Source organism: Solibacillus sp. FSL R5-0691, from assembly GCF_037974225.1.
GTDB lineage: Bacteria > Bacillota > Bacilli > Bacillales_A > Planococcaceae > Solibacillus.
The window spans coordinates 936,009-962,977 of sequence record NZ_CP150231.1; the positions used below are offsets into that span (position 1 = coordinate 936,009).

A 26,969-nucleotide genomic window follows, 5' to 3' on the forward strand; every position below is an offset into this window, starting at 1 on the left:
ATTTCGCTTGTTAGTAGCAGAAACCAATGTTAGTGATATTATTAAAGTAGAATTCTTGAGGGGAGGTGACTGATTTGTCTACAGTATTTGAGCGTGTTTCAAAAGTAGTCGTTGACCGTTTAGGCGTTGACGAAAGCGAAGTGAAATTAGAAGCATCATTCCGTGAGGATTTAGGTGCAGATTCATTAGATGTTGTTGAGTTAGTAATGGAACTTGAAGATGAGTTCGATATGGAAATTTCTGATGAAGATGCAGAAAAAATTGCAACAGTTGGTAATGCAATTTCATACATCGAAAGCAAAATTAGCTAATTCATTTATAAAACATAAGGCTGTACGAGGTCAAAACGACTTTTGTACAGCCTTTTTTACGTCTGAAAATTGCGTTAAATAGCAGTTTCTAGTGGAGTGAACAAATAAAACGAAATTTGATAGGAATTTGACTGATACCCTTTGCACATTGCTATAGAACAAGGTAAACTAAACGATAGAAACTAGAAGGAAGGCAGAAAGTACATGACCTATAGAAAAAAAGGGAACAACCAGAAACCCGGGGTACTCCCTGAAAAAGTAAAATCACAATTTGAAGTTTTAGAAAACGAAATGAACATTCATTTCCAGAATAAAGATTTATTATATCAAGCATTTACACATTCATCTTATGTGAATGAGCATCGCCGCAAATTATTTACGGATAACGAGCGATTAGAATTTTTAGGGGACGCAGTTTTAGAGTTATCTGTATCAAAATATTTATTTGAAAAATTTCCGCATATGAGCGAAGGGGAACTTACGAAATTACGTGCATCAATCGTTTGTGAGCCATCACTAGTTGTTTTTGCGAATGAACTGAACTTCGGGCAATTTGTTTTATTAGGTAAAGGTGAAGAATTAACAGGTGGTCGTGAACGTCCGGCATTGCTTGCTGACGTATTTGAATCATTTGTCGGAGCTCTTTATTTAGATCAAGGTCTGGAAGTAGTTGTCGCATTTTTAGAACGTGTCGTATTCCCTAAAGTTGAAGTCGGTGCTTTTTCGCATGTGATGGATTTTAAAAGTCAATTACAAGAAATTATTCAACAAACAAACAACGGCCTTTTACATTATGAGATTGTTGATGAAAAAGGACCAGCGCATAATCGAACATTCGTTTCACGCGTATTGTTAAACAGCCAGGAGTTAGGTATTGGCCGTGGAAAATCAAAGAAAGAGGCTGAGCAGCAAGCAGCACAAAGTGCCATGCTGATGCTTAAGCAGTCAAAGCAAGAGGAGGAATAACATGTTCCTTAAAAGACTCGAAGTAGTAGGCTTTAAATCATTTGCCGAACGTATCGGGATTGATTTTGTACCTGGTGTTACTGCAGTAGTAGGACCAAATGGTAGTGGGAAAAGTAATGTAACAGATGCAATCCGGTGGGTTTTAGGAGAGCAGTCTGCCAAAAGTCTGCGCGGAGCCAAAATGGAAGACGTTATTTTTGCAGGAAGTGAATCGAGAAGAGCACTGAACTTTGCGGAAGTTACACTTGTTTTAGATAATACAGATGAGCAAGTAGCGATACCTTATACAGAGGTAAGTGTGACAAGACGGGTTTATCGCTCAGGTGAAAGTGAATATTTACTGAATAACCAGCAATGCCGTCTAAAAGATATTACAGACTTGTTTATGGATTCGGGTCTTGGGAAAGAAGCCTTTTCCATTATTTCGCAAGGACGGGTTGATGAAATTCTAAACAGCCGTCCAGATGACCGCCGCAGTATTTTTGAAGAGGCTGCAGGTGTTTTAAAATATAAGCAGCGCAAGAAAAAAGCAGAGCACAAACTTGTAGAAACAGATGAAAACCTAAATCGGGTTCTCGATATTTTGCATGAAATCGATCAGCGTCTGGAACCATTGAAAATTCAGGCGTCGAGCGCGAAAGATTATGTGCGAATGACGGAAGAACTGAAAGATTTTGATATAGCATTAATGGTTCATGATATCCGTGCGAACGGGAAAGTATTGCAAGGCTATACTGAAGAACAGCGGAAATTAACAGCAACCGAAAAAGAACAGGCAACTGAAATTGCGACAGTTGAACAACAATTGCGCAAAATGCGTACAGAGTTAAAAGCAATTGATGAAGTGCTGGACAGTTCTCAAGAACAACTTGTTGAGGCAAGTGCGGAAGTAGAGCGCTGGGAAGGCCGAAAAGCACTCTTTAACGAAAAGCGTTCAAATGCCGAAAAACAAATACAGCAACTGCGTGAAAGCTTAACGGAAGCTACCAATATGGTAAAAGAATTGCTGGAGGCTGAGCGTGAAAAACGCGGTCAGTTTACCGAAAAGCAAAAAATCGTTACCGAAATCCGTTCAGCATTAAAGCAGGTTGAGCAAGCTTTAACACGTTCTGCTTCAGAAATCGAGCAGGAAATTGAAGATGCGAAAAATACGTACATTAACTTACTTAACGAAGAAGCGACAGTAAAAAATGAATTAAAGCATATTGATCAGCAACTTTCGCAGGAACAGGCATCTGTAGAGCGAATGTCAGGTCGCTCTTCTGAAATCCAAAAAGAACTGACTGAAGCGCTCATGGCAAAAGAAGTGACGGAACGTGCGCTTGAACAGGCGGAACTGTCTGTAAAAGAACAGCTTAATCATTTTGATGTTATGCAGGTTCAGTTGAAATCGGCAACTGCCGATTTGGATGAAAAACAAGCGTTATTGTATAAAGCTTATCAGCATCATCAGCAATTAAAGGCCCGTAAAGAAACATTGGCTGAACTTGAAGCTGATTTTTCAGGCTTCTTCCATGGTGTTAAGGAAGTTCTTTTAGCGCGGGACCGTAATGAACTGCAAGGGATAGAAGGTGCAGTAGCCGAGCTGATTCAAGTTGAGGCGAAATACTCGCAGGCAATTGAAACAGCATTAGGTGCAGCTTCACAGCATATTGTGACAGAAAATGAACAGTATGCCCAAAAAGCGATTGGCTGGTTGAAGCAAAAACGTGCAGGTCGTGCAACATTTTTACCGAAAACAGTTATGCGTTCACGGAAAATCCATGCACAGCAACTGAGCGATATTCAATCACATCCTGCCTATGTTGCACTAGCATATGAACTAGTGAATTATGCACAGGAAAATACGACAATTATAGAAAACCTTTTAGGTAATGTATTAGTTGCATCTTCTTTGGAAGGCGCGAGTCAAATTGCCCGTTTATGCGGATTTAAGTACCGCGTTGTTACACTTGAAGGGGACATCGTAAATGCTGGTGGTTCCTTGACAGGTGGTGCCGTAAAGCAGCAAAGTTCATTGTTCTCGCGTAAAGCGGAACTTGATAAGCTCGTTACGACATTGGCCGGTATGGAATCTACAATCCAATCTGCTGAGCAAACGGTAGCGACGAAAAAAGAACAGATTGCATCATTGCGACATTCATTGGAAGAGTTGAAGCTGCAAGGTGAATCATTGCGTGAGCAAGAGCAAATCCACCGTTCGAAGCTTATGGAACTCGATATGATCGTGAAGAACTTACAGACGACGGTAACGATTACGCAGTCGGAGCAAACTTCATTATCGACACGTAAAGAGTCTTTAAATGAACAGCAGTCAGCTGCACAATCGCGATTGACTGAGTTAAGTAAAGAATTACAGGAAATTCAGCAAACGGTCGATGAACTGACACTTGCTAAGGCACAGAGTGAAACGCAAAAAGATGTGTTGCGTGAACAGTTAGCGCAAAAGAGATCTGAACTCGCGGTTGCTCAAGAACAATTAACGCAAGTACAGGCATCGATTGCAGGAATAGAACTCAATTTGTCTAAAGCACAGGGAAATGTCGAAAAAATTTCCCGGGAAATCGACTGGGTAGAATCTGAAGATGGCTTAAATGGACCTTCAGCAGAAGAATTAGCCCAAACAATTGTCGAATGGACGGAGAAAAAAGACGCACTGACAGAAATTATTCAAAAGAACCGTAGAATGCGTTCAACTTTGCATGATCAAGTTACGGAAAACGAAATTCACCTGCAGGAAATACAGCGTGTACACAAAAGCTATGTTGATGCATTGCGTGCACTGGAACTGAAATGCAGCAGAATCGAATTTGAAATGAATAGTTTGCAAGAGCAATTACTCGAGCAGTATGAACTTGATGTTCTATCTGCCCAGGAAGAAGCAATCAGCATTGAAGACGAAGAACAAGTCCGTCGGAAAGTGAAGCTGCTGAAACAATCGATTGAAGAACTTGGTCCGGTCAATTTGACTTCGATTGAGGAATATGAGCGTGTTCAGGAGCGCTATACATTTTTAAGTGAACAACGAGAAGATTTGGTCGCTGCAAAAGATACGCTGCACAAAGCAATCGGCGAGATGGATGAAGAAATGACAGAGCGATTCAGTGAAACATTTAAGCAGATTCGTAAACAGTTCGTCATTTCGTTCAGAGAGCTGTTTGGCGGCGGTACGGCTGACCTGGTGCTGTTGGATCCTACTAATATGTTAGAGACAGGCATTGAAATTATTGCCCAGCCGCCAGGGAAAAAACTGCAAAGCTTAAGCCTGCTTTCGGGCGGTGAACGTGCATTAACAGCTATTGCTTTATTGTTTGCGATTTTAAATACACGACCTGTTCCATTCTGTATTTTGGATGAGGTTGAGGCAGCATTGGATGAATCGAATGTTGTGCGTTATAGTGAATATTTACGTAAATTTAGTGAGCATACTCAATTCATCGTCATTACGCACCGTAAAGGCACGATGGAAGGAGCAGATGTTCTGTACGGTATTACAATGCAAGAGTCGGGTGTATCGAAACTTGTATCGGTAAAACTGGAAGAACATGCTGAATTAGTAGCGCAAGGGAGTGGCGGAAGATGAGTTTTTTTAAGCGACTGAAAGAAAAACTGGCAGGTAACAGTGAACAAAAAGAACTGCAAGAGCAACAAGAGCAACAGGCGGATCTGTTACCGCTTAATGAACAAGAACAAGAAGTACAAGAAGAAAATCAATTAATCGAAACGGTAGAGGAAGAAAAAACCGAAACTGAACAAATTGCCGAAAAAGAGCAAGATGAAATAATTGAACAGCCGGAAATTGCTGAAGTGGAGCCTGTTGAAGAAGAGACTGCCAATCAATCGGACACAGAAGTAGAGGAGCAACCTCAAAAGCAGTCTGCCTGGTCGATTACTCAGAAGTTTAAAGCAGGATTGGAAAAAACACGTAATTCTTTCACTTCTAAAGTAAACGATTTAGTAGCACGTTATCGTAAAGTAGATGAAGATTTCTTTGAAGAGCTGGAAGATGTTCTACTGCAAGCGGATGTCGGCTTTGAAACAGTAATGGAATTAATGGATAAATTACGTTTTGAAGTACAGCGCCAAAACATTAAAGATACGAACGGAATTCAGGCGATCATTTCCGAAAAGCTTGTTGAAATTTATGAATCTGGTGAAGAAAATTTAACAGAGTTAAATATTCAGCAGAGCGGCGATTTAACGGTTATTTTATTCGTTGGTGTAAATGGTGTCGGAAAGACTACGACAATCGGTAAATTGGCGCACCGTTTAAAATCAGAAGGGAAATCTGTGATGCTGGCAGCGGGAGACACATTCCGTGCCGGTGCCATTGAGCAACTGCAAGTATGGGGCGACCGTGTCGGTGTAGAAGTTATCGCACAGTCAGAAGGTTCCGACCCTGCAGCAGTAATGTATGATGCGATTCGTGCAGCAAAAAAACGTGGTGTCGATATTTTAATCTGCGATACTGCCGGCCGTCTGCAAAATAAAGTTAACTTAATGAACGAACTTGAAAAAGTGCATCGTGTAATTTCGCGTGAAATTCCGGATGCACCGCATGAAGTACTCCTTGCATTGGATGCGACAACAGGCCAAAATGCGCTTGTTCAGGCTCAAATGTTCAAAGAGGTAACGAATGTAACAGGTATCGTTTTAACAAAACTGGATGGTACGGCAAAAGGCGGTATCGTATTGGCGATCCGCAACAAACTGCACATCCCTGTTAAATTTGTAGGACTTGGTGAAAAAATGGACGACCTGCAGCCATTCGATGCAGAACGTTATGTCTATGGTTTATTTGCCGAAGGACTGGAAAAAGAACTGGAAAAAGCAGAAGAATAACAATTATATTCCAAAAGCAATTCGTATAATTTTTGCGAATTGCTTTTTTTATATTGAAAGAAAAAGGTTATCCCTACGGACAAGGGGATTGCCTTGACAGTAACTGCTCACAAGATTATGATAAGATAGACAAATTATGATTGGAGAGATAAAAATGCTACTTGAAAAAACAACACGCATGAACTTTCTCTTCGACTTTTATCAAGCGTTATTAACTGATAAACAGCGCAGCTATATGGAACTGTATTACTTGGACGATCACTCGTTAGGAGAAATTGCCGAAAGTTATAACATTTCGCGTCAGGCTGTTTACGATAATATTCGCCGTACTGAGGCGATGCTTGAAGAATATGAAGAAAAACTAAATTTATTCGAAAAGTTTCAACAACGTCAAATTGTATTAAAACAATTGGCGGATGCGATTGAGGATGAGGCTTCTACGAAAGAAGCGAAACTGGCATTAGTTGAACAACTGAAGGAATCGGATTAGGGGGCGAACGAGTTGGCTTTTGAAGGTTTAGCAGAGCGACTCCAAGGTACGATCCAAAAGATTAAAGGTAAAGGGAAAGTTACGGAACAAGACGTTAAAGAAATGATGCGTGAAGTCCGATTTGCCTTAATCGAAGCGGACGTAAACTTAAAGGTAGTTAAAGAATTCGTTAAAAAAGTTAGTGAGCGTGCAGTCGGTGTCGACGTCATGAAATCATTAACACCTGGTCAGCAAGTCATTAAAATCGTACAGGATGAATTGAAGAATTTAATGGGTGGCGAACAAAGCCCGATTAAATTCAGCAACCGTCCTCCGACTGTCATTATGATGGTTGGTTTACAAGGTGCAGGTAAGACGACGACTACAGGTAAGTTGGCGAATGTATTACGTAAAAAATATAATAAAAAACCATTGCTAGTAGCAGCAGATATTTACCGTCCAGCTGCTGTTCAGCAATTACAGACATTAGGGAAACAGTTATCTCTGCCGGTATTCTCACTAGGTACGGATGTTTCACCTGTTGAAATTGCACGTCAGGCAATCGAGCATGCAAAAGAAGAGCATTTGGACGTTGTATTGATCGATACAGCCGGTCGTCTTCATATTGATGAAGAGCTGATGCAGGAACTGAAAGACATTCGCGGTTTAAAAGAGCCGGACGAAGTATTCTTAGTAGTTGATGCGATGACAGGTCAAGATGCTGTAAATGTTGCGCAAAGCTTTAATGAAGCAGTCGGCATTACGGGCGTTGTCTTAACAAAACTGGACGGCGATACTCGTGGTGGTGCGGCGCTGTCAATCCGCTCTGTTACAGAGAAACCGATTAAATTTGTCGGTATGGGTGAAAAGATGGATGCGCTGGAACCATTCCATCCAGAGCGTATGGCTTCACGTATTTTAGGGATGGGTGATGTACTGTCACTGATCGAAAAAGCACAGGCTAACGTAGATATGGAAAAGGCAAAAGAGCTGGAAGAAAAGTTCATGACACAGAGCTTTACGTTTGATGACTTTATCGAACAACTTCAAGCCGTGAAGAAAATGGGACCACTTGATGAATTATTGAAAATGATTCCAGGTGCAAACAAAATGAAAGGCCTTGACAATGTCAAAGTCGATGAAAAGCAGATGGGACGCATCGAAGCGATTATCTATTCGATGACACCAACTGAAAAGACAAACCCGGAAATCATTTCGGCGAGCCGCAAAAAGCGTATTGCTACAGGTTCAGGGACGTCAATTCAGGAAGTAAACCGCTTGCTGAAGCAGTTTGAAGAAATGAAAAAAATGATGAAACAAATGACAGGTATGGCGCAAGGTAAAGGTAAAAAGAAGATGAAAATGCCTGGTTTTGATTCATTATTTAAATAAAAAATAAGGTGTTAAGAAAAAACACTTTACAAACCATCAAGACATTGCTAATATAATATCTTGTGTGAAACTTATTCGGAGGTGCTATTAAAATGGCAGTTAAAATTCGCTTAAAACGTATGGGAGCTAAAAAATCTCCTTTCTATCGTATCGTAGTTGCAGACGCTCGTTCACCACGTGACGGTCGTCAAATCGAAACAGTAGGTACTTACAACCCACTTACAGTTCCAGCTACAGTACAAATCGATGAAGAGAAAGCTCTTAAATGGTTAACTGATGGTGCAAAACCATCTGATACTGTACGTAACCTGTTCTCAGAACAAGGTATCATGGAAAAATTCCATAACGCTAAATACAGCAAATAATTCAATGATTAATTCGGAGGTGGCATTATGCAGCAGCTGATTGAAGCAATTGTGAAACCGTTAGTCGATTATCCGGAAGACGTTCGTATTGAGACGGACGAAACTTCCAATCGAGTTGTTTATAAGCTTTTTGTTCATCCAGAGGATCGAGGGAAAGTAATAGGCAAGCAAGGACGTGTTGCGAAGGCAATTCGTACGATTGTGTACTCAGCAGCGGGCGGCCACCAGAAGAAAAAGACGTATGTCGATATATTGGATTAGTAAAAGAAGGGTGGCATTTTGCTAACCCTTCTTTTTTTGTTATGATAATTCAATCAGCGGTATTTTATTAAATAAAACGACTAGTTGATTGGAATGGAGATCAACGGGATATTAGAGGTGGAATATACATGGAATGGTTTAATGTAGGACGTATTGTAAATACACATGGTATTCGCGGGGAGCTGCGAATTTTATCGACAACGGACTTTGAAGAAGAACGTTTTGCGGTAGGCTCGAAACTGGCGGCATTTAAAAAAGATGACAAAAAGCCGACTTGGGTAACGATCAGTTCATCAAGACGCCATAAAAACTTTATTTTGGTGACGTTTGAAGGTATGGAAAACATTAATTTAGTGGAACCATTTAAAGAAGGTCTATTAAAAGTATCAATGGACCAATTGGCGGAAGATGAGCTTGAAGATAATGAATACTACCACTTTGAAATTAAAGATTGTGAAGTGTTTTCGGAGGAAGGCGAACTGATCGGCGTTGTTACCGATATTTTAGAAACAGGCGCAAACGATGTATGGGAAATTAAAGCGCAAAACGGTAAGAAGCATTACATTCCTTTCATTGAAGATATCGTAAAAGATATTGATGTCGATGAGAAGAAAATTGTAATTCACGTAATGGAAGGTTTGTTGGAATGAAGATTCACGTATTAAGTTTATTTCCTGATATGTTCACAGGTGTGTTCGGTTCATCCATTTTAAAAAAAGCTCAGGAAAAAGGTGCTGTTGAACTGGCAGTAACCGATATCCGGGAATACAGTGAGAACAAGCACAAACAAGTGGACGATTACCCATACGGCGGGGGAGCGGGAATGGTATTAAAGCCGGAACCGATGTTCAATGCTGTAGAAGCCATTACTGAAGGCCGCAAGCCACGTGTCATCCTCATGTGTCCGCAAGGCGAGCGCTTTACGCAGAAGAAGGCAGAGGAGCTTGCAAAAGAAGAAGATTTAGTATTCCTTTGCGGCCATTATGAAGGCTATGATGAGCGAATCCGCGAACATCTTGTCACGGATGAGATTTCGATCGGCGACTTTGTTTTAACAGGCGGAGAGCTGCCTGCGATGACGGTAATCGATGCGGTTGTACGTTTATTGCCGGGTGTATTGGGTCAAGAGGATTCACATATTCAGGATTCATTTTCGACAGGTTTATTAGAGCATCCCCATTATACACGTCCAGCTGATTTTAGAGGGATGAAAGTGCCCGATATACTGTTATCTGGGAATCATGCGAAAATCGATGCGTGGCGTGAAGAACAGTCATTCAAGCGCACATTGGAGCGCAGACCGGATTTATTGGATGCCCTTGAATTAACGGACAAGCAAAAGAAAATAATCGAAAAAATTAAAAATGAAATGTAAAGCAAAACTACTTGCAAGCCTATAACAATTATGGTAAGATTCATTTTGTGCTTCAATGTAAGCACTGAATTACGGTGTTCCGCTGTGGCTTAAATTAGCGTGCATGAGCATCTGTCTAAGGAGAGAAAACAATGTCAAACATTATTACAGAGATCACTAAAGATCAATTACGTTCAGACTTACCTACATTCAAACCAGGTGACACAGTTAAGGTACACGTTAAAATCGTTGAGGGTACTCGTGAGCGTATCCAATTATTCGAAGGTGTAGTTATTAAACGTCGTGGTGGCGGAATTAGCGAAACTTTCACAGTACGTAAAATTTCTTACGGTGTTGGTGTAGAGCGTACTTTCCCAGTACACACTCCAAAAATCGCTAAGTTAGAAGTAGTACGTAAAGGTAAAGTACGTCGTGCTAAACTTTACTACCTACGTAACTTACGTGGTAAAGCTGCTCGTATTAAAGAAATTCGATAAGAACTTTTTAGGAGGGGGCTTGTATATACAAGTCCCTTTCTTTCTTTAAATAAAAATGTGTATTAACATGTGAATTTGACAATAAACTATAGATAATATGACGTAATAATTTAGATTAGATTTTTGCTTGATATACATATTTCGTATACAATAAATGTGATGAGCAAGGGGGATAGCTACGTGGAAAAAACTGAAAAAGAAAAAAATGAGCTTTGGGAATGGACGAAAGCTCTACTGATTGCGTTTGCGATTGCCGCATTTATTCGTTACTTTTTATTTACACCGATTGTAGTAGACGGGGATTCAATGATGCCTACCCTTGAAAATGGTGATCGCATGATCGTCAACAAATTCAGCTATAAAATCGGCGAACCCAATCGTTTTGATATCGTCGTATTCCACGCACCTGAACAGAAGGACTATATTAAACGTGTCATTGGTGTTCCAGGAGACTTTGTAGAATATAAGGATGACCAATTATACATTAATGGTGAACCGATCGACGAGCCGTATTTGGATGCATATAAAGCCGAAATCAGCGAAGGCAACTTAACAGGCGACTTCTCGCTGAAAGATATCGATCCGTCACTGGATGTTATTCCGGAAGGCTATGTATTCGTAATGGGCGATAATCGCCGCTTCAGTAAAGACAGCCGCCATATAGGAATCGTCGACCAGAAAGAAATTATCGGCAATACAAGCATCATTTTCTGGCCGTTAAACGAAATTGAGATTGTAAAGTAATATTTATTATCATAAATATTGTCTAAAATGAGGGGGCAGTTTAAACTCCTCATTTTTTTGTTGAGAATAGAAGTACGTAATTTACAGGAGGTTATACAATTATGACAATTCAATGGTTTCCAGGACATATGGCAAAGGCACGCCGCCAAGTATCGGAAAGTTTAAAGCTTGTCGATATCGTTTTTGAACTGGTTGATGCGCGATTACCATTATCTTCACGTAATCCGATGATCGATGAAGTTATCCATCAAAAACCGCGCCTGCTCATTTTAAATAAACAAGATATGGCTGACGAGCAGGAAACACGCCGCTGGATTCAATATTTCGCCGACAGAGGCTTTAAAGCAGTAGCAATCAACTCGTTGGAAGGGAAAGGCTTGCAGGCGGTTACAAAGGCTGCTCAGGAGATTTTGGCGGAGAAATGGGAACGCATGAAATCAAAAGGAATGAAGCCGCGTGCCATTCGCGCGATGATTGTAGGTATTCCGAACGTCGGAAAATCAACGCTAATCAACCGTTTAGCGAAGAAAAACCTTGCGAAAACGGGAAATATGCCAGGTGTGACAAAAGCACAGCAATGGATTAAAGTCGGGAAAGAAATTGAACTTCTTGATACGCCAGGTATTTTATGGCCGAAGTTTGAAGACCAGGAAGTCGGCTACAAGCTTGCTCTAACTGGCGCAATCAAAGATACCATTACGAATATGGAAGACCTGGCTGTATATGGCCTGCGTTTTTTAGAAAAACACTATCCAACGCGCATGGATGAACGTTATAAAATTTCATCCGTATCCGAAGAACTGGTTGAGACATTTGATGCAATCGGAAAGCTGCGCCGAGTGTTTGGACAAGGCGGAGAGATTGACTACGATCAAGTGTCGGTATTAGTTGTACGCGACATTCGTGAACAGAATCTTGGGAAACTCACATTTGATTTTGTTTCCGAGCAACTTGAAAAAGAGCAATTGGAAGAAGCGATTGCCCTGGAAAACGAAGAGCGCCGTAAGAAAACAGCTGCGCTAAATCGCCAGAAAAAGCAAGAAAGCAACGAATAAAGTGGAATAACAGATAGTCAAAACCTTTTTCATTTATTTGAGAAAGGTTTTTTCTTTTATAATAAGAAAAGTAGACGATATAACAGTAAGATTGAGAGAAAGTAAAATTAGATAAAAAGCCAAGTTGATTGGAATGGAGGGGGCGAGTGTTCGTGCTGACGGTTTCACCTTTCGCACTGTTAAAACACTAGCTGACGGCTAGCGCCTTTCGCTACAAGATTTTCTCTGTGACGAAAGCGTTAGCGACAGTCACAAGCAAGCTTCCTGCGGGAACAGCAAAATTTATTTTGCGACGAAAGCGAAGCGACAGGAGCACCGAGGGAGAGACTACAGGCTCGAGCCGTGCCCGCGGAAAGCGTCCGCCCCGGAATGGAAATCAACTCTAGATTAAGAAACGGAAGTAATAGATTTGAGGACTTTATATGAAAACAATTAAAGAGATTACAGAAGCATTAAAAACAGCAGCACAAATCGAGCCATGGATGGATGATATCGTAAAGGATGAACGGGCAGGTGTTCAAAAAGCATGGATGCAATTTCAAAAGCGTCTGGAAAAGATAGAAGCACTCCAACAAGCGCATAATGAAAAACTGCAATTTGACGCAAGCTATTTACCATATGAAAATGCCTATATCGCAGGCACAGATGAAGCGGGAAGAGGACCACTTGCAGGACCAGTCGTAACAGCGGCCGTTATATTGCCGAATTATTGTCAGGAACTGCTTGGCGTAAACGATTCCAAACAATTATCAAAAGAAAAACGCAATCAGTTTGCTGAACGGATCAAAAAACATGCACTTTATTATTCAGTTCATTTTCAAAGTGCCGAAGAAATTGACCGCCTCAATATTTATGAAGCAACACGACAGTCGATGTTAAAAAGTATCGAAACACTCGGCGTCACACCAAATTTCATATTGGCCGATGCGATGACGCTTTCGACATCGATTCCGCAGGCATCCATCATAAAGGGAGATGCTCGCAGCCTGGCAATAGCAGCAGCGTCCATTTTAGCGAAAACGGCACGTGATGACTATATGGAAAAACTGGACCTTGAATATCCGCAATACGGTTTTGCGCAGCATGCCGGCTACGGAACAAAGCAGCATCTGGAGGCAATTGCACAATACGGACCGACAGATCATCATCGAAAAACATTTGAACCGATTAAATCAATGCTTCAAAGAAGGGAGTAACGGCATGAACTTCTCATCGTTTAATGCAATCCAATCGAATACTTCACAGCAAGTTACAGCAAACCAGCCATTATCGTTAAAGCAGGATCAAGTATTTCACGGGTCAATCAAGCAGCTCTACCCGAATCAGATGGCAGAAGTCCAAGTCGGCAATCAAAAGCTCATGGCAAAGCTGGAAGTACCTTTAAAGGTAGGCGATGCGCATTTTTTCCAGGTAACTTCAACAAATCCGCAAACAGAATTAAAAGTTGTGACAGGTCCGATGTCGCAGTCCATGACAGCCGGCCAGCAAATGTCCCAGTTGATGGAAACAATGAATTTACCGAAATCGAATGAAATGCAGCAAGTGCTATCACATTTTATGAAAGCCCAGTTACCCCTTGCAAAAGAACAGCTCTTAGCCGCAGAAGGCTGGATGAAAAACTTGCCTGCAGGAGTAGATAAGAATAATGCACTTCATGCACTGCAGCGTATGGTGGAGCTGAAAATGCCTTTTACGAATACCGTATTTCAAGCATTGACACAAGGAGTAAAAACAGATGGGATGTCAGCGAATTTAGCCAATTTAGCGCAGCTCTTGGCAACCCAGTCTGGAGGAAATGAAGCGATCAAATCATCGCTGCTACAGCAAATTGACCAGCTGGCAAAGCCGTTGAACAACGAAACAGGCGGAATCCTACTTGCACGGGCAACCCAAAATTTGTTGGATAATAATTCACCTGTTGCATCGAAACTTCAATCGCTGACGGTATTAAAAGAAGCTGGAATTTTACCGCAAAATGCCACTTTGCAAAATTGGCAAACGGTTAATCAGCAAGGAAACCAGCAGTCTGTGAACCCGGTACAGGCTTCGGCAGGACAATTGCTGCAACAGCTCGGACAAACAAGTCCTGAACAAATAAAGCCGATGTTAGAACAAGTAAAAGCATGGATTAGTAATGAAAGTTTACTATCTACAACTCAAAAACAGCAATTAGAGCAATTATTATCACGTTTTGAACAAATTCCCGCTTCAAAGCCGGCAGTGGAAGCATTGGTAAATCAACTGCGGCAGCAGCTGACAAACGCATACAGTGAAAATGTGAGTACGCGATTATTTATGCAAAATGATCAAGGACAGTCCGCGAAGGATCAATTGCTTACATTACTGAAGCCGGATACGAATTTACCGAATGCCGATCAGCTGTTGCGCAATTTAGTAAAAGTGACGGCCGATAGTCCACAACCATTGATGCAAAGTACCCTCACCCAAGCAGAAGGTCAAGTACAGGCTGCGGTTGATAGCCGTGCAATGGAACAGGCGATAAAGACGGTGTTAAAAGGGCTGGGTGTCAGCTATGAGGCGGCATTGGCAAATAAGGCAGGGGATATACAGGCAATTGCCCAGCAGATAAAGCCGCAATTATTAGCGCTTCTTCAGGATACCCAAACACCGGTTGCTATAAGAGATGCTGCTGAGACGGTGATGTCCAGACTAAATGGAATGCAGCTCACGTCAGGGGAAAACGGGCATCAGCATCAGCTTGTCATGCAAGTGCCGATGGATTTTTTCGGCAAGAGAATGGATGCGACATTGCAATGGAACGGCCGCATGAAAGAAGATGGCAAAATTGATGCCAATTTTGCGCGCATTCTATTCTATTTAAATATGGAAACATTGCAGCAGACAGTAATTGATATGCAAGTTCAGAACCGTGTTGTCACAATTAATATCTATAATGATATGCCGAATTTGGAGTCATTGGCGACTTCATTGAAAGGGACACTAAAGACAGGATTGCTGGAAAAGGAATATACCTTATCCGGACTGTTTATCAAGCCTTTTGAAGATCAAGTAGGAAAAATTGTCACAAAATTGTCAAATCAGCAGGAAGATGAGCAAGGAGGGGTGGATATCCGCGTATGACCGAAAAAAAATATGTCCGAAAAGAAGCGATTGCCCTTTCCTATGATCCTCAAAAAAGCAATGGTCCGACAGTCGTTGCAAAAGGTAAAGGGAAAATTGCGGAAAATATTTTAGAAAAAGCAGCGATGCATGAAGTACCTGTTTATGAAGACCCGAACCTGGTGGAGCTGTTAGGCCAGCTGGATTTGAACACGTCGATCCCGGAAGAATTATACCAAGCGGTTGCCGAGGTATTTGCCTTTATTTATCATTTGGATGAAAAGCAAAAGTTAACTTATAAAAATAAATCCAGTATTTAAGTAGAGAATATCTTTCGGAAAATTAGAAAATATCTATACAAAGAATATTTTGACATAAAGTAAACTAAAAAATGCTTGTGTGACAAATATAGACATTATCTGAATAATTGTTTAAAATAGATTATGTTAGTAGAATAATTTCCAAATGTCCGATGGGAGGATGTATCATGAATATCCATGAGTATCAAGGGAAAGAGATATTAAGACAATACGGTGTAGCAGTTCCAAGAGGAAGTGTAGCGTTTTCACCAGAAGAAGCAGTAAAAGCAGCAAAAGAGCTAGGTTCAAACGTAACAGTAGTAAAAGCACAAATTCATGCAGGGGGGCGCGGTAAAGCAGGGGGCGTTAAGATTGCCAAAAACCTTGATGAAGTTCGCTCTTTCTCTAAAGAATTATTAGGCAAAATTTTAGTAACTCACCAAACAGGTCCAGACGGTAAAGAAGTAAAACGTCTTTATATAGAAGAAGGTTCGGACATTAAAAAAGAGTATTACTTAAGTTTAGTATTAGATCGTGCAACTTCTAGAGTAGTAATGATGGGTTCTGAAGAAGGCGGAATGGATATTGAAGAGGTAGCGGAGACAAATCCGGAAAAAATCTTCAAAGAAATTATTGATCCGGTTACGGGATTAAATGCTTTCCAGGCGCGTCGTATGGCATTCAATATGAATATTCCTGCTAAGCTAGTAAATAAAGCAGTAGGGTTAATGCTTGGTATTTACAAAGCATTTATCGATAAAGATGCATCGACAGTAGAAATCAACCCGCTAGTTGTAACTGGGGATGACCAGGTAGTGGCGCTTGATGCAAAATTCAACTTTGATGCAAACGCTTTATATCGTCATAAAGATATCGTAGAATTACGCGATTTCGATGAAGAAGATGCAAAAGAAATTGAAGCATCTAAATATGATTTAAGTTATATTTCGTTAGACGGCAATATCGGCTGTATGGTAAATGGTGCAGGTCTTGCCATGGCAACGATGGATACGATTAGTTACTACGGCGGATCACCCGCTAACTTCCTTGATGTTGGGGGCGGTGCAACAGCCGAAAAAGTAACAGAGGCATTTAAAATCATTTTATCGGACAAAAATGTAAAAGGAATTTTCGTTAACATTTTTGGTGGAATCATGAAATGCGATATCATTGCAAAAGGGGTTATTACAGCTGCAAAAGAAGTCGGTTTAGAAGTTCCATTAGTAGTACGTTTAGAAGGAACAAACGTAGAACTAGGTAAAAAGTTGTTAAATGAATCTGGTTTAAACATTGTGGCAGCTGACTCAATGGCAGACGGCGCACAAAAAATCGTGAAATTAGTTGAAGCTGAAGGCGGGGTAACGGCATGAGTGTGTTCATTAATCAAGAGACAAAAGTAATCGTACAAGGGATTACTGGGGAAACAGCCCTTTTCCATACAAAACAAATGCTTGAATACGGAACGAAAATCGTTGCAGGTGTAACACCTGGTAAAGGCGGTCTTGAAATCGAAGGTGTTCCGGTTTTCAATACAGTACAAGAAGCAGTCGATGCGACAGGTGCAAACGTATCTGTTATTTATGTACCGGCACCATTTGCGGCGGATGCAATTATCGAAGCAGTTGATGCGGATCTGGATATGACAATCTGTATTACAGAGCATATTCCGGTACTTGATATGGTGAAAGTTAAACGCTATATGGAAGGCAAGAAAACGCGTTTAGTTGGTCCAAACTGTCCAGGTGTCATTACAGCTGATGAGTGTAAAATCGGTATCATGCCAGGATACATCCATACAAAAGGACATGTAGGCGTAGTTTCACGTTCTGGTACATTAACGTATGAAGCGGTACACCAGCTGTCTCAGGCAGGAATCGGTCAAACAACAGCGGTCGGAATCGGTGGGGACCCGGTAAATGGGACAAACTTTATCGATTGCTTAAAAGCATTCAATGAAGATCCTGAAACTTATGCAGTTGTCATGATTGGTGAAATTGGTGGTACAGCTGAAGAAGAAGCTGCTGAATGGATTCAGGAAAACATGAACAAACCGGTAGTAGGCTTCATCGGTGGTCAAACAGCTCCTCCAGGAAAACGTATGGGTCACGCAGGTGCCATTATTTCCGGCGGTAAAGGAACAGCGGCAGAGAAAATCAAAGCAATGAATGCAGCGGGTATTGAAGTAGCTCCGACGCCTTCTGTAATCGGTGAAACACTGATTAAAGTAATCAAAGAAAAAGGCTTGTACGAAGCTTGTAAAACACATTAAAATGAAAGATGTAGCGGTCGCCTCGCTACATCTTTTTCGTATGTCTCCATCATTGGGACCGATGAACGAATAAGAGCCCGAATTCATCGGCCATACTATGTTTTACACAATGCTTACCTCACAAATAAAACTGCGGTCATCTGAATTTCTTCTATTAAAAAGGAGTGTAGTAATGACCAACCCAACAAATGAACAATTAATGAAACTGCATTATATTCTTCCTCTCTCCTGGAAAAAAGTCCGGAATTTAATGAAAATCACAGATGATTTCGACGAAATATTGCATATTTCGCCAAAATTTTTAGCCGTTCAGCTAAATATAAAAGAAGAAAAAGCCTCACAGCTCATCAAACATTATAAAGAGCTCATACCAATGTCGATGATTGCTTATTATGACCAACATAATATTATCGCTATCCCCTACACGAATCCTTTATATCCACAACGCTTAAAAGAGTTGTACGATGCACCTGCTGTTCTCTATGCAAAAGGCGATATTCAGTTACTGAACAGACCGAAAATGATTGCGGTCATCGGTTCAAGGGCGGCAACCAGCTATAGTGAGCATGTGTTGAATATCCTTCTACCACCGCTAATACGCGAGCAATATGTCATAGTGAGCGGACTTGCGAAAGGTGCGGACCGACTTGCACATGAAGCAACAATCCGATATGGTGGAAAGACAATAGGTGTTTTAGGTCATGGCCTTTTTCATAGTTATCCGCCTCAAAATAAAGAGCTGAATGCATATATGGCAAAGGAACATTTACTCGTAACTGAATATCCACCATATGTAAGTGTGCAAAAATGGCATTTCCCTGCACGAAACCGTATTATCAGCGGTTTAAGCGAAGCGCTCGTCGTAACAGAAGCCGCACTGAAAAGCGGGACACTCATCACAACAGAGCTTGCGCTTGAACAAGGAAAAGATGTTTTTGCGGTACCGGGAAATATTTTTAGCGAGCAGTCACGAGGGACAAATAAATTAATAAAAGAAGGCGCGATTCCAGTGTGGGACGGCTTTCAAATCTTAGAGGAAATCCAGTTGTTTTCAAAATTGCGTTGAAAAAAAGTTGCAATATTAGCCAATCTGTTATACATTTTGCAACAGGAAAAGCTTTGACATACATGGATAGCTTCATGTGAGTAAATATAAGAAAAATAACTATACCTCTATAAGGAGGACAACAGATGGCAGATTATTTAGTAATTGTTGAATCACCTGCAAAGGCGAAAACAATTGAACGATATTTAGGAAAAAAATATAAAGTAAAAGCTTCGATTGGACATGTACGTGATTTACCACGTAGTCAAATGGGAATCGATACCGAAAATAACTATGATCCAAAATATATTACGATTCGCGGTAAAGGTCCTGTACTACAGGAACTGAAAACAGCTGCTAAAAAAGTGAAAAAGATTTATCTCGCAGCCGATCCAGACCGCGAAGGGGAAGCAATTGCCTGGCATTTAGCCACTGCTTTAAACATTGATATTAATTCGGATTGTCGTGTCGTATTTAACGAGATTACGAAAGAAGCAATTTTAGAGAGCTTCAAGCACCCGCGACCAATCAATATGGATTTAGTCGATGCACAGCAAGCACGTCGTATTTTAGACCGTCTAGTAGGCTATAATATTAGTCCGATTCTTTGGAAAAAGGTTAAGAAGGGCTTATCGGCAGGACGTGTACAATCCGTTTCACTGCGTCTGATCATTGACCGTGAAAATGAGATTAAAAACTTTGAGCCGGAAGAATACTGGTCAATCGAAGGAAGCTTTGAAAAAAATAAAAAGCAATTCGATGCCTTATATTATGGTAACGGTAAAGAAAAAATTAAATTAACAAATGAACAGCAAGTAAAAGAGATATTAAAAGGCGTAAAAGGCTCGGAATTTGAAGTAATGAATGTTGTAAAAAAGGAACGGAAGCGTAACGCTTCACCAGCCTTTACGACTTCTTCACTTCAACAGGAAGCCGCACGTAAATTAAATTTCCGTGCCAAGAAAACAATGATGCTTGCACAGCAGCTTTATGAAGGTATTGAGCTCAGCAAAAAAGAAGGCGCGGTCGGTTTGATCACGTATATGCGTACCGATTCAACACGTATTTCCGATACGGCGAAAGCAGAGGCTAAGTCATATATTGAAACGAAATACGGCAAAGATTTCATTGCCGGTGAACAAAAACAGGCGAAAGCGAAAGCAAATGCACAGGATGCCCATGAAGCGATCCGTCCAACGAGTGCAATGCGCACACCTGAAGAGCTTAAAGCCATTTTAAGCCGTGATCAGCTGCGATTGTACCGTCTGATTTGGGAGCGCTTTATCGCAAGTCAAATGGCACCAGCTGTACTCGATACCGTGACAGTAGATCTGCAAAACAATGATGTACTGTTCCGCGCAAACGGGTCTCAAGTGAAATTTGCCGGATTTATGAAGCTTTATATTGAAGGCACAGACGATCAGGAAGAAGAAACGAATAAACTTTTACCTGAAATGGAAATCGGCGATAAAGTAAAATCGCTTGAAATCGAACCGAAGCAGCATTTCACTCAGCCACCTCCACGCTATTCAGAGGCGCGTCTAGTAAAGACATTGGAAGAGCTAGGTATAGGCCGTCCATCGACATATGCCCCAACACTGGATACTATCCAAAAGCGCGGTTATGTACAACTTGATGCGAAGCGCTTTGTGCCGACTGAACTTGGAGAAATCGTTCATCAGGCAACCTTGGAATTTTTCCCGGAAATCATCAACATTGAATTTACCGCACAGATGGAGCATAATCTTGATGAAATCGAAGAAGGCATTACACAATGGGTAAATGTCATCGATGAATTTTACAAAGACTTTGAACCGCGGGTGAAATATGCGGATGAAGTAATGGAAAAAATCGAAATTAAAGATGAGCCTGCTGGCGAAGACTGTGAAAAGTGCGGTGCGCCAATGGTATTCAAGCTAGGACGTTACGGGAAATTTATGGCATGTTCAAACTTCCCGGATTGCCGCAATACAAAAGCGATTGTAAAACCGATTGACGTTAAATGTCCTTCATGTGAGACAGGGGAAATTGTCGAACGTAAATCCAAAACAAAGCGCATTTTTTACGGATGCAACCAATATCCGGAATGTGACTTCGTATCATGGGATAAGCCAATTAGTAGACCTTGTCCGAAATGTAGTGCATTATTAGTAGAGAAGAAATTGAAAAAAGGTGTTCAAATTCAGTGTACAAACAGTGAATGTGATTATGAAGAAACACCGTCACAATAAAATGAAGAGGTAACAAAAATGACACAACAAGTAGTAAATGTAATTGGTGCAGGATTAGCCGGTTCAGAAGCAGCTTGGCAAATTGCGAAGCGCGGTGTGAACGTACGTTTATATGAAATGCGCCCAGTAAAACAAACACCGGCACATCATACAGATAAATTCGCAGAGCTTGTATGCTCAAACTCATTACGTGCAAACGGACTGACAAATGCTGTCGGTGTAATTAAAGAAGAAATGCGTAGATTGGACTCAGTTATTATTGCAGCGGCAGACAACAGCTCTGTACCTGCCGGTGGGGCTTTGGCAGTAGACCGTCACGAATTTGCTGGTATTGTAACAGAAAAAGTGAAAAACCACCCGTTAATCGAAGTAATCAATGAAGAGGTAACTGAAATTCCGGAAGGCATTACAGTAATCGCAACAGGTCCTTTAACTTCTGAAGCTTTGGCAAAGCAAATTCAGGGCCTTACAGGAGAAGACTATTTGTACTTCTATGATGCGGCAGCACCGATCATCGAAAAAGATTCAATCAATATGGATAAAGTATATTTGAAATCACGCTATGATAAAGGTGAAGCAGCTTACTTGAACTGTCCAATGACGAAAGAAGAATTCGATGCTTTCCGTGAAGCGCTTATTACCGCAGAATGTGCACCGCTTAAAGAATTCGAAAAAGAAAAGTATTTCGAAGGATGTATGCCAATTGAAGTAATGGCTGCACGCGGAGAAAAAACAATGACATTTGGACCGATGAAACCGGTTGGTCTGGAAGATCCGAAAACGGATAAACGTCCATATGCTGTTGTTCAGTTACGACAAGATGATGCAGCGGGAACACTATATAATTTAGTTGGTTTCCAGACACATTTAAAATGGCCGGAACAAAAGCGTGTCTTCTCGATGATTCCTGGTTTAGAGAACTTGGAAATTGTACGCTATGGTGTAATGCACCGTAATACGTTCATCAATTCACCAAAAGTGCTGACACAGACTTATCAGTTGAAAGCACGTCCAAACCTGTTCTTCGCGGGTCAAATGACAGGTGTTGAAGGTTATGTAGAATCTGCCGGCAGTGGTCTGATTGCAGGGATTAATGCGGCGCGAATGGCTTTAGGCCAAGAGTTGCTTTACTTCCCGCATGAAACAGCATTAGGTGCAATGGCTCGATACATTACACATACAGATGCGAAAAACTTCCAGCCGATGAACGTAAACTTCGGGATTTTCCCGGAACTTGGCGAGCGCATCAAATCTAAGCCGGAGCGGGCTGAACGCCACGCTAACCGCGCATTGGAAGCAATTCAGAATTTTATTAATAATCAGGCAATTTAATTGCGAAAAGCCCTTAAAGACTGTTATACTTTAGGGGCTTTTAATTTTGCGTCAATTAATAATATGTGACTATAATTTAAGTATTACTTGACATCATATTGCGAAATTTGTCGAATAATACAAAGAAGTTGAATAACTCCAGTAAATTTTACTTGAAAAGTATTCATAATAGGTATAGTGTCAATATGTGTGTTTTTTTAGTAGGAAAATAAACATATTTATTCATACAACATCATTTCTCTTTTGTAATCACAGGGGGTATATCCGATGGATGAAAATTTGCAAAACCAGCTAGACCAATTTATTCGCTACGTGCATCTAGAAAAAAACTTTTCCCTACATACTGTTCGCGAATATACTTCTGACTTAGAAGAATTTTTTGCATTTTTGCATGCTGAAGGTATACAAAAAATTACAGAAGTTGAATATATCCATGCACGTCTATATGTAACAAAGCTTTATGATGAACAAAAAGCAAGAACTTCAATCTCCAGGAAAATCTCATCGATACGTTCTTTTTTTCGGTTTTTAAATCGAGAACAGAATATTGATGATGCTCCGTTTCGTTCACTTTATCATCCGAAAAAGGAAGAGCGATTACCGAGCTTTTTTTATGAGGAAGAATTGAAGGAACTATTCGAGAAAAATGAAGGCGATGAGCCGATTCAGATTCGTAATATGGCGCTGTTGGAACTTCTTTATGCAACTGGAATGCGTGTAAGCGAGTGTGTCAGTCTTGAACTGACGGATCTCGATTTTCATTACAATATCGTCCGTGTAATGGGGAAAGGCCGAAAAGAGCGGATTATTCCGTTTGGCCAATATGCGCATGATGCACTTAAACTTTATATAGATCAAGTACGTCCGATATTAATGAAGAAGGAAAATCATCAGAAAGTTTTTGTCAATATGCGCGGTGGCGAACTTACTGCCCGTGGTGTGCGTTATATATTAAGTGAGATGATCGACAATGCCAGTATGCATACGAAAATTTATCCACATATGTTGCGACACACATTTGCTACGCATTTATTGAATAATGGGGCAGATATGCGTACAGTCCAGGAGCTTCTTGGGCACGCTAATTTATCTTCAACTCAAATTTATACTCATGTAACGAAGGAAGCTTTAAGAAAGACATATATGAATAGTCATCCGCGAGCATAGTTAAGGAGGAAATAAAGAATGGGTCAAATTCATGCGACAACGATTTTCGCTGTTCACCACAATGGTGAATGTGCAATGGCCGGGGATGGTCAGGTGACATTGGGAAATGCAGTTGTAATGAAGCATACGGCGCGTAAGGTCAGACGTCTGTTTAATGGGAAAGTATTGGCAGGTTTCGCAGGGTCTGTTGCGGATGCTTTTACATTATTCGAAATGTTTGAGGCAAAACTGAATGAATATAATGGTAACCTGCAAAGAGCAGCAGTAGAGGTAGCAAAGCAATGGCGCGGAGATAAAATGCTCCGTCAATTGGAAGCGATGCTGCTTGTTATGGATAAATCAACATTGCTTCTAGTTTCAGGGACAGGTGAAGTAATTGAACCGGACGATGGTATTTTAGCTATTGGTTCAGGTGGGAATTATGCATTGTCAGCTGGAAGAGCATTAAAAAAACATGCGGGCGATCATTTATCGGCAAAAGAAATCGCAGAGGCTGCGCTGACGACCGCTGCGGATATTTGTGTGTTTACAAACCATAATATTATCTTGGAGGTATTGTAATGACTGCGATCAATTTAACACCAAGACAAATTACGGAACAATTAAACCGTCATATTGTTGGCCAGGAAACAGCGAAACGTGCAGTTGCAGTGGCGCTGCGTAACCGGTACCGCCGCTCTTTATTAAGCGAAGAATTAAAAACAGAAGTAATTCCGAAAAATATTTTAATGATTGGGCCTACTGGGGTAGGTAAAACAGAAATTGCCCGCAGAATCGCAAAATTGACAAATGCTCCGTTTATTAAAGTCGAAGCGACAAAGTTCACGGAAGTTGGCTATGTTGGTCGTGATGTCGAGTCAATGGTACGCGATCTGGTAGAAGCATCACGTCGTCTAGTGAAGGACGAAATGTTCGAAAAGGTAAAGGATCAGGCGGAACGGAATGCAAATGATGTACTCGTTAAATTACTTGTACCTTCAAAAGTGAAGGAAAAGCTTACGCAAAATCCTTTTGAAATGCTATTCGGGCAAAAAGATTCATCTCAGGAAGAAACATCAAACCAGGATGAACCGGAAATTCGTACACGACGTGCGCAAATAGCTCAGGATTTAAAAGAAGGAAAGTTAGAAGAACAATGGGTAACTATCGAAGTAACAGAAAATGCGCCATCACTATTTGATGCAATGCCTGGTATGAATATGGATAATGCAAATGGTATGCAGGATATGCTCTCTAATTTAATGCCGAAAAAGACAAAAAAACGCAAAGTCCAAGTGAAGGATGCGCGTCGTTTATTAACACAGGAAGAAGCCAATAAGCTGATTGATACGGATGCGTTGTCAAGTGAAGCAATCCAGCGTGCAGAACAGGCCGGCATCATTTTTATTGATGAAATCGATAAAATTGCAAGCAAAGGTTCATCTTCGGCTGAAGTATCACGTGAAGGCGTTCAGCGTGACATATTACCAATTGTGGAAGGGTCCACAGTTACGACAAAATACGGCACTGTAAAAACGGACTATATGCTCTTTATTGCAGCAGGAGCTTTCCATATATCGAAACCGAGCGATCTTATTCCGGAATTGCAGGGACGATTCCCGATTCGGGTTGAACTTGAAAAATTAACGAAAGACGATTTTGTTCGTATTTTGAAAGAACCGGATCAATCGTTAATATTGCAATATAAAGCATTGCTTGAAACAGAAGGTGTTACGCTGAACTTTACAGATGAAGCGATTGAACGCATTGCGGAAATTGCGACGGAAGTAAACCAGGAGACAGATAACATCGGTGCACGCCGACTGCACACGATTTTAGAGCGTTTGCTTGAGGAACTTTCTTATGAAGCTTCGGAAATTGCTCCGGCTCATATCGACATTACACCAAACTATGTCGATCAGAAATTGTCGAATATAGTAAAAAACAAAGATTTATCGCAATTTATTCTTTAAGTATAAGTTGAATTAGTATCTTTAAATTGTAAAAACCTTTAGAATATTAAGTGAATTAAAACGTTCCGTAGGAGGAAACAGAAATGAATTTATTAACAAAAACACGAAAAATCAATGCATTGTTACAAGCATCTGCTGGTAAACCAGTTAACTTTAAAGAAATGGCAAATACTTTAGGCGATATTATCGAAAGTAATGTATTTATCGTAAGCCGTAAAGGTAAATTACTTGGTATTTCAATTCACCAACAAATTGAGAATGAGCGTATTAAGAAAATGTTTGAACAGCGCCAATTCCCTGAAGAATATACACAAAACTTATTCAATATTACTGAAACTTCTTCAAATTTAGATATCAACAATGAACACACTGCATTCCCAATTGAAAATAAAGATCTATTTGCATCAGGTTTAACGACAATTGTACCGATTATCGGTGGCGGTGAGCGTTTAGGTACATTAATGTTAGCGCGTATCAGCGATCAGTTTGAAGATGATGATCTTATTTTAGCTGAATACGGTGCAACAGTAGTAGGTATGGAAATCTTACGTGAAAAATCAGAAGAGATTGAAGAAGAAGCACGTTCTAAAGCGGTAGTTCAAATGGCGATCAATTCATTATCTTATTCTGAGCTTGAAGCAATCGAGCATATTTTTGAAGAATTAGATGGCAATGAAGGATTATTAGTTGCTTCTAAAATCGCTGACCGCGTAGGGATTACACGTTCAGTTATCGTAAACGCATTACGTAAACTAGAATCTGCCGGTGTTATTGAATCGCGTTCTTTAGGTATGAAAGGAACATATATTAAAGTATTAAACGATAAGTTCCTGAACGCATTAGCAGAAATTAAAATGAAGTAAGAGACTTTCAGGTAAAGCAAGGAGGACATTCCTCCTTGCTTTTTTTTTTTTTTATTAAGGAAATGCGGAAAATTGTCGAATAAAAATACACTAAACGAGAAATTTTTTTAAATTAAATGTATAATTAGGTATATCGTCGTTGTTGGTTTAAAAAAATAAATATCTTTTATACCTAAATGATGATAAAATTCATATGACAAACGATTTGTTACAAATTTATGAAAAGTAAGTATATGAATACTAATATAAAGGGATTTAATGTATGATGTTTAAGGAAATAAATAGTATTTCAAAAATGCTAAAAATCTAATTTTAGATTCATATAATAATTATCTATTTTATAAATTACTCGTATAGGTCTTTATAGTCTAAAAAAAATAAAATGTCGAAAAATATTTGAACTAATTTTTAATTAACTATTACTTTTATATGCAAAAATAGTTCCTTGTGACTATTCGAAAGGGTCTAAAGTCG

25 protein-coding genes are annotated in these 26,969 nt (G+C 40.3%); all 25 read left to right on the forward strand.

Annotation, left to right across the window (positions count from 1 at the left end; translation table 11 throughout):
* The first annotated feature begins 74 nt into the window (after positions 1 to 74).
* The 25 genes from acpP (at position 75) to codY (ending at position 26,495) form a co-directional block, all read left to right on the forward strand.
* Positions 75 to 311, forward strand: coding sequence for an acyl carrier protein (gene acpP, locus MKY51_RS04475; protein WP_008403327.1), 237 nt, complete (start codon positions 75 to 77; stop codon positions 309 to 311).
* 204 nt (positions 312 to 515) lie between these two features.
* The gene (gene rnc, locus MKY51_RS04480; protein WP_339175521.1) at positions 516 to 1,277 is read left to right on the forward strand and encodes a ribonuclease III; all 762 of its coding nucleotides are present in this window, start codon (positions 516 to 518) and stop codon (positions 1,275 to 1,277) included.
* A gap of 1 nt (position 1,278) precedes the next feature.
* Complete coding sequence (gene smc, locus MKY51_RS04485) at positions 1,279 to 4,860, forward strand: chromosome segregation protein SMC (protein WP_339175522.1); 3,582 nt, start codon at positions 1,279 to 1,281, stop codon at positions 4,858 to 4,860.
* On the forward strand, positions 4,857 to 6,119 hold the full coding sequence (ftsY, locus tag MKY51_RS04490) for a signal recognition particle-docking protein FtsY (protein ID WP_339175523.1): 1,263 nt from the start codon (positions 4,857 to 4,859) through the stop codon (positions 6,117 to 6,119). Before smc ends, ftsY begins: the two co-directional genes overlap by 4 nt.
* A 154-nt stretch (positions 6,120 to 6,273) precedes the next feature.
* A complete protein-coding gene (locus tag MKY51_RS04495; RefSeq protein ID WP_339175524.1) occupies positions 6,274 to 6,609 on the forward strand; it encodes a putative DNA-binding protein in 336 nt (111 codons plus the stop codon).
* Between the two features lie 12 nt (positions 6,610 to 6,621).
* Positions 6,622 to 7,980: a signal recognition particle protein gene (ffh, locus tag MKY51_RS04500; protein WP_339175525.1), complete on the forward strand. Its 1,359-nt coding sequence runs from the start codon at positions 6,622 to 6,624 to the stop codon at positions 7,978 to 7,980.
* 92 nt (positions 7,981 to 8,072) lie between these two features.
* Positions 8,073 to 8,345, forward strand: a complete 273-nt coding sequence (gene rpsP, locus MKY51_RS04505; protein WP_008403312.1) for a 30S ribosomal protein S16 — start codon at positions 8,073 to 8,075, stop codon at positions 8,343 to 8,345.
* 27 nt (positions 8,346 to 8,372) lie between these two features.
* Positions 8,373 to 8,606 (forward strand): KH domain-containing protein, encoded by a 234-nt coding sequence (locus MKY51_RS04510; protein WP_008403311.1) that lies wholly within the window; start codon positions 8,373 to 8,375, stop codon positions 8,604 to 8,606.
* Between the two features lie 128 nt (positions 8,607 to 8,734).
* Complete coding sequence (gene rimM / locus MKY51_RS04515; RefSeq protein ID WP_339175527.1) at positions 8,735 to 9,256, forward strand: ribosome maturation factor RimM; 522 nt, start codon at positions 8,735 to 8,737, stop codon at positions 9,254 to 9,256.
* On the forward strand, positions 9,253 to 9,981 hold the full coding sequence (gene trmD / locus MKY51_RS04520) for a tRNA (guanosine(37)-N1)-methyltransferase TrmD (RefSeq protein WP_339175528.1): 729 nt from the start codon (positions 9,253 to 9,255) through the stop codon (positions 9,979 to 9,981). The genes rimM and trmD overlap by 4 nt, the downstream gene beginning before the upstream one ends.
* Positions 9,982 to 10,112: 131 nt before the next feature.
* Positions 10,113 to 10,457 (forward strand): 50S ribosomal protein L19, encoded by a 345-nt coding sequence (gene rplS, locus MKY51_RS04525; RefSeq protein WP_008403308.1) that lies wholly within the window; start codon positions 10,113 to 10,115, stop codon positions 10,455 to 10,457.
* Positions 10,458 to 10,637: 180 nt separating this feature from the next.
* The gene (gene lepB, locus MKY51_RS04530) at positions 10,638 to 11,201 is read left to right on the forward strand and encodes a signal peptidase I (RefSeq protein ID WP_339175529.1); all 564 of its coding nucleotides are present in this window, start codon (positions 10,638 to 10,640) and stop codon (positions 11,199 to 11,201) included.
* Between the two features lie 101 nt (positions 11,202 to 11,302).
* On the forward strand, positions 11,303 to 12,256 hold the full coding sequence (gene ylqF, locus MKY51_RS04535; protein ID WP_339175530.1) for a ribosome biogenesis GTPase YlqF: 954 nt from the start codon (positions 11,303 to 11,305) through the stop codon (positions 12,254 to 12,256).
* A 422-nt stretch (positions 12,257 to 12,678) separates the two neighbouring features.
* Positions 12,679 to 13,452: a ribonuclease HII gene (locus tag MKY51_RS04540; RefSeq protein WP_339175531.1), complete on the forward strand. Its 774-nt coding sequence runs from the start codon at positions 12,679 to 12,681 to the stop codon at positions 13,450 to 13,452.
* A 4-nt stretch (positions 13,453 to 13,456) separates the two neighbouring features.
* Positions 13,457 to 15,358, forward strand: coding sequence for a hypothetical protein (locus MKY51_RS04545; protein WP_339175532.1), 1,902 nt, complete (start codon positions 13,457 to 13,459; stop codon positions 15,356 to 15,358).
* Complete coding sequence (locus MKY51_RS04550) at positions 15,355 to 15,657, forward strand: EscU/YscU/HrcU family type III secretion system export apparatus switch protein (protein WP_339175533.1); 303 nt, start codon at positions 15,355 to 15,357, stop codon at positions 15,655 to 15,657. Before MKY51_RS04545 ends, MKY51_RS04550 begins: the two co-directional genes overlap by 4 nt.
* Positions 15,658 to 15,824: 167 nt before the next feature.
* Positions 15,825 to 17,006, forward strand: coding sequence for an ADP-forming succinate--CoA ligase subunit beta (gene sucC / locus MKY51_RS04555; protein WP_339175534.1), 1,182 nt, complete (start codon positions 15,825 to 15,827; stop codon positions 17,004 to 17,006).
* Complete coding sequence (gene sucD / locus MKY51_RS04560; RefSeq protein ID WP_079525181.1) at positions 17,003 to 17,905, forward strand: succinate--CoA ligase subunit alpha; 903 nt, start codon at positions 17,003 to 17,005, stop codon at positions 17,903 to 17,905. The genes sucC and sucD overlap by 4 nt, the downstream gene beginning before the upstream one ends.
* Before the next feature lie 172 nt (positions 17,906 to 18,077).
* The gene (gene dprA / locus MKY51_RS04565) at positions 18,078 to 18,971 is read left to right on the forward strand and encodes a DNA-processing protein DprA (RefSeq protein ID WP_339175535.1); all 894 of its coding nucleotides are present in this window, start codon (positions 18,078 to 18,080) and stop codon (positions 18,969 to 18,971) included.
* A gap of 125 nt (positions 18,972 to 19,096) precedes the next feature.
* On the forward strand, positions 19,097 to 21,181 hold the full coding sequence (gene topA, locus MKY51_RS04570) for a type I DNA topoisomerase (RefSeq protein ID WP_339175536.1): 2,085 nt from the start codon (positions 19,097 to 19,099) through the stop codon (positions 21,179 to 21,181).
* Between the two features lie 18 nt (positions 21,182 to 21,199).
* The gene (gene trmFO, locus MKY51_RS04575) at positions 21,200 to 22,513 is read left to right on the forward strand and encodes an FADH(2)-oxidizing methylenetetrahydrofolate--tRNA-(uracil(54)-C(5))-methyltransferase TrmFO (RefSeq protein ID WP_339175537.1); all 1,314 of its coding nucleotides are present in this window, start codon (positions 21,200 to 21,202) and stop codon (positions 22,511 to 22,513) included.
* 267 nt (positions 22,514 to 22,780) lie between these two features.
* On the forward strand, positions 22,781 to 23,680 hold the full coding sequence (xerC, locus tag MKY51_RS04580; RefSeq protein WP_339175538.1) for a tyrosine recombinase XerC: 900 nt from the start codon (positions 22,781 to 22,783) through the stop codon (positions 23,678 to 23,680).
* A gap of 18 nt (positions 23,681 to 23,698) precedes the next feature.
* Positions 23,699 to 24,241, forward strand: coding sequence for an ATP-dependent protease subunit HslV (gene hslV, locus MKY51_RS04585; protein ID WP_339175539.1), 543 nt, complete (start codon positions 23,699 to 23,701; stop codon positions 24,239 to 24,241).
* Entirely contained in the window at positions 24,241 to 25,632 is a 1,392-nt protein-coding gene (gene hslU / locus MKY51_RS04590; protein WP_339175540.1) for an ATP-dependent protease ATPase subunit HslU, read from the forward strand. The genes hslV and hslU overlap by 1 nt, the downstream gene beginning before the upstream one ends.
* A gap of 83 nt (positions 25,633 to 25,715) precedes the next feature.
* The gene (gene codY / locus MKY51_RS04595; protein ID WP_339175541.1) at positions 25,716 to 26,495 is read left to right on the forward strand and encodes a GTP-sensing pleiotropic transcriptional regulator CodY; all 780 of its coding nucleotides are present in this window, start codon (positions 25,716 to 25,718) and stop codon (positions 26,493 to 26,495) included.
* The last annotated feature ends 474 nt before the right edge of the window (positions 26,496 to 26,969 follow it).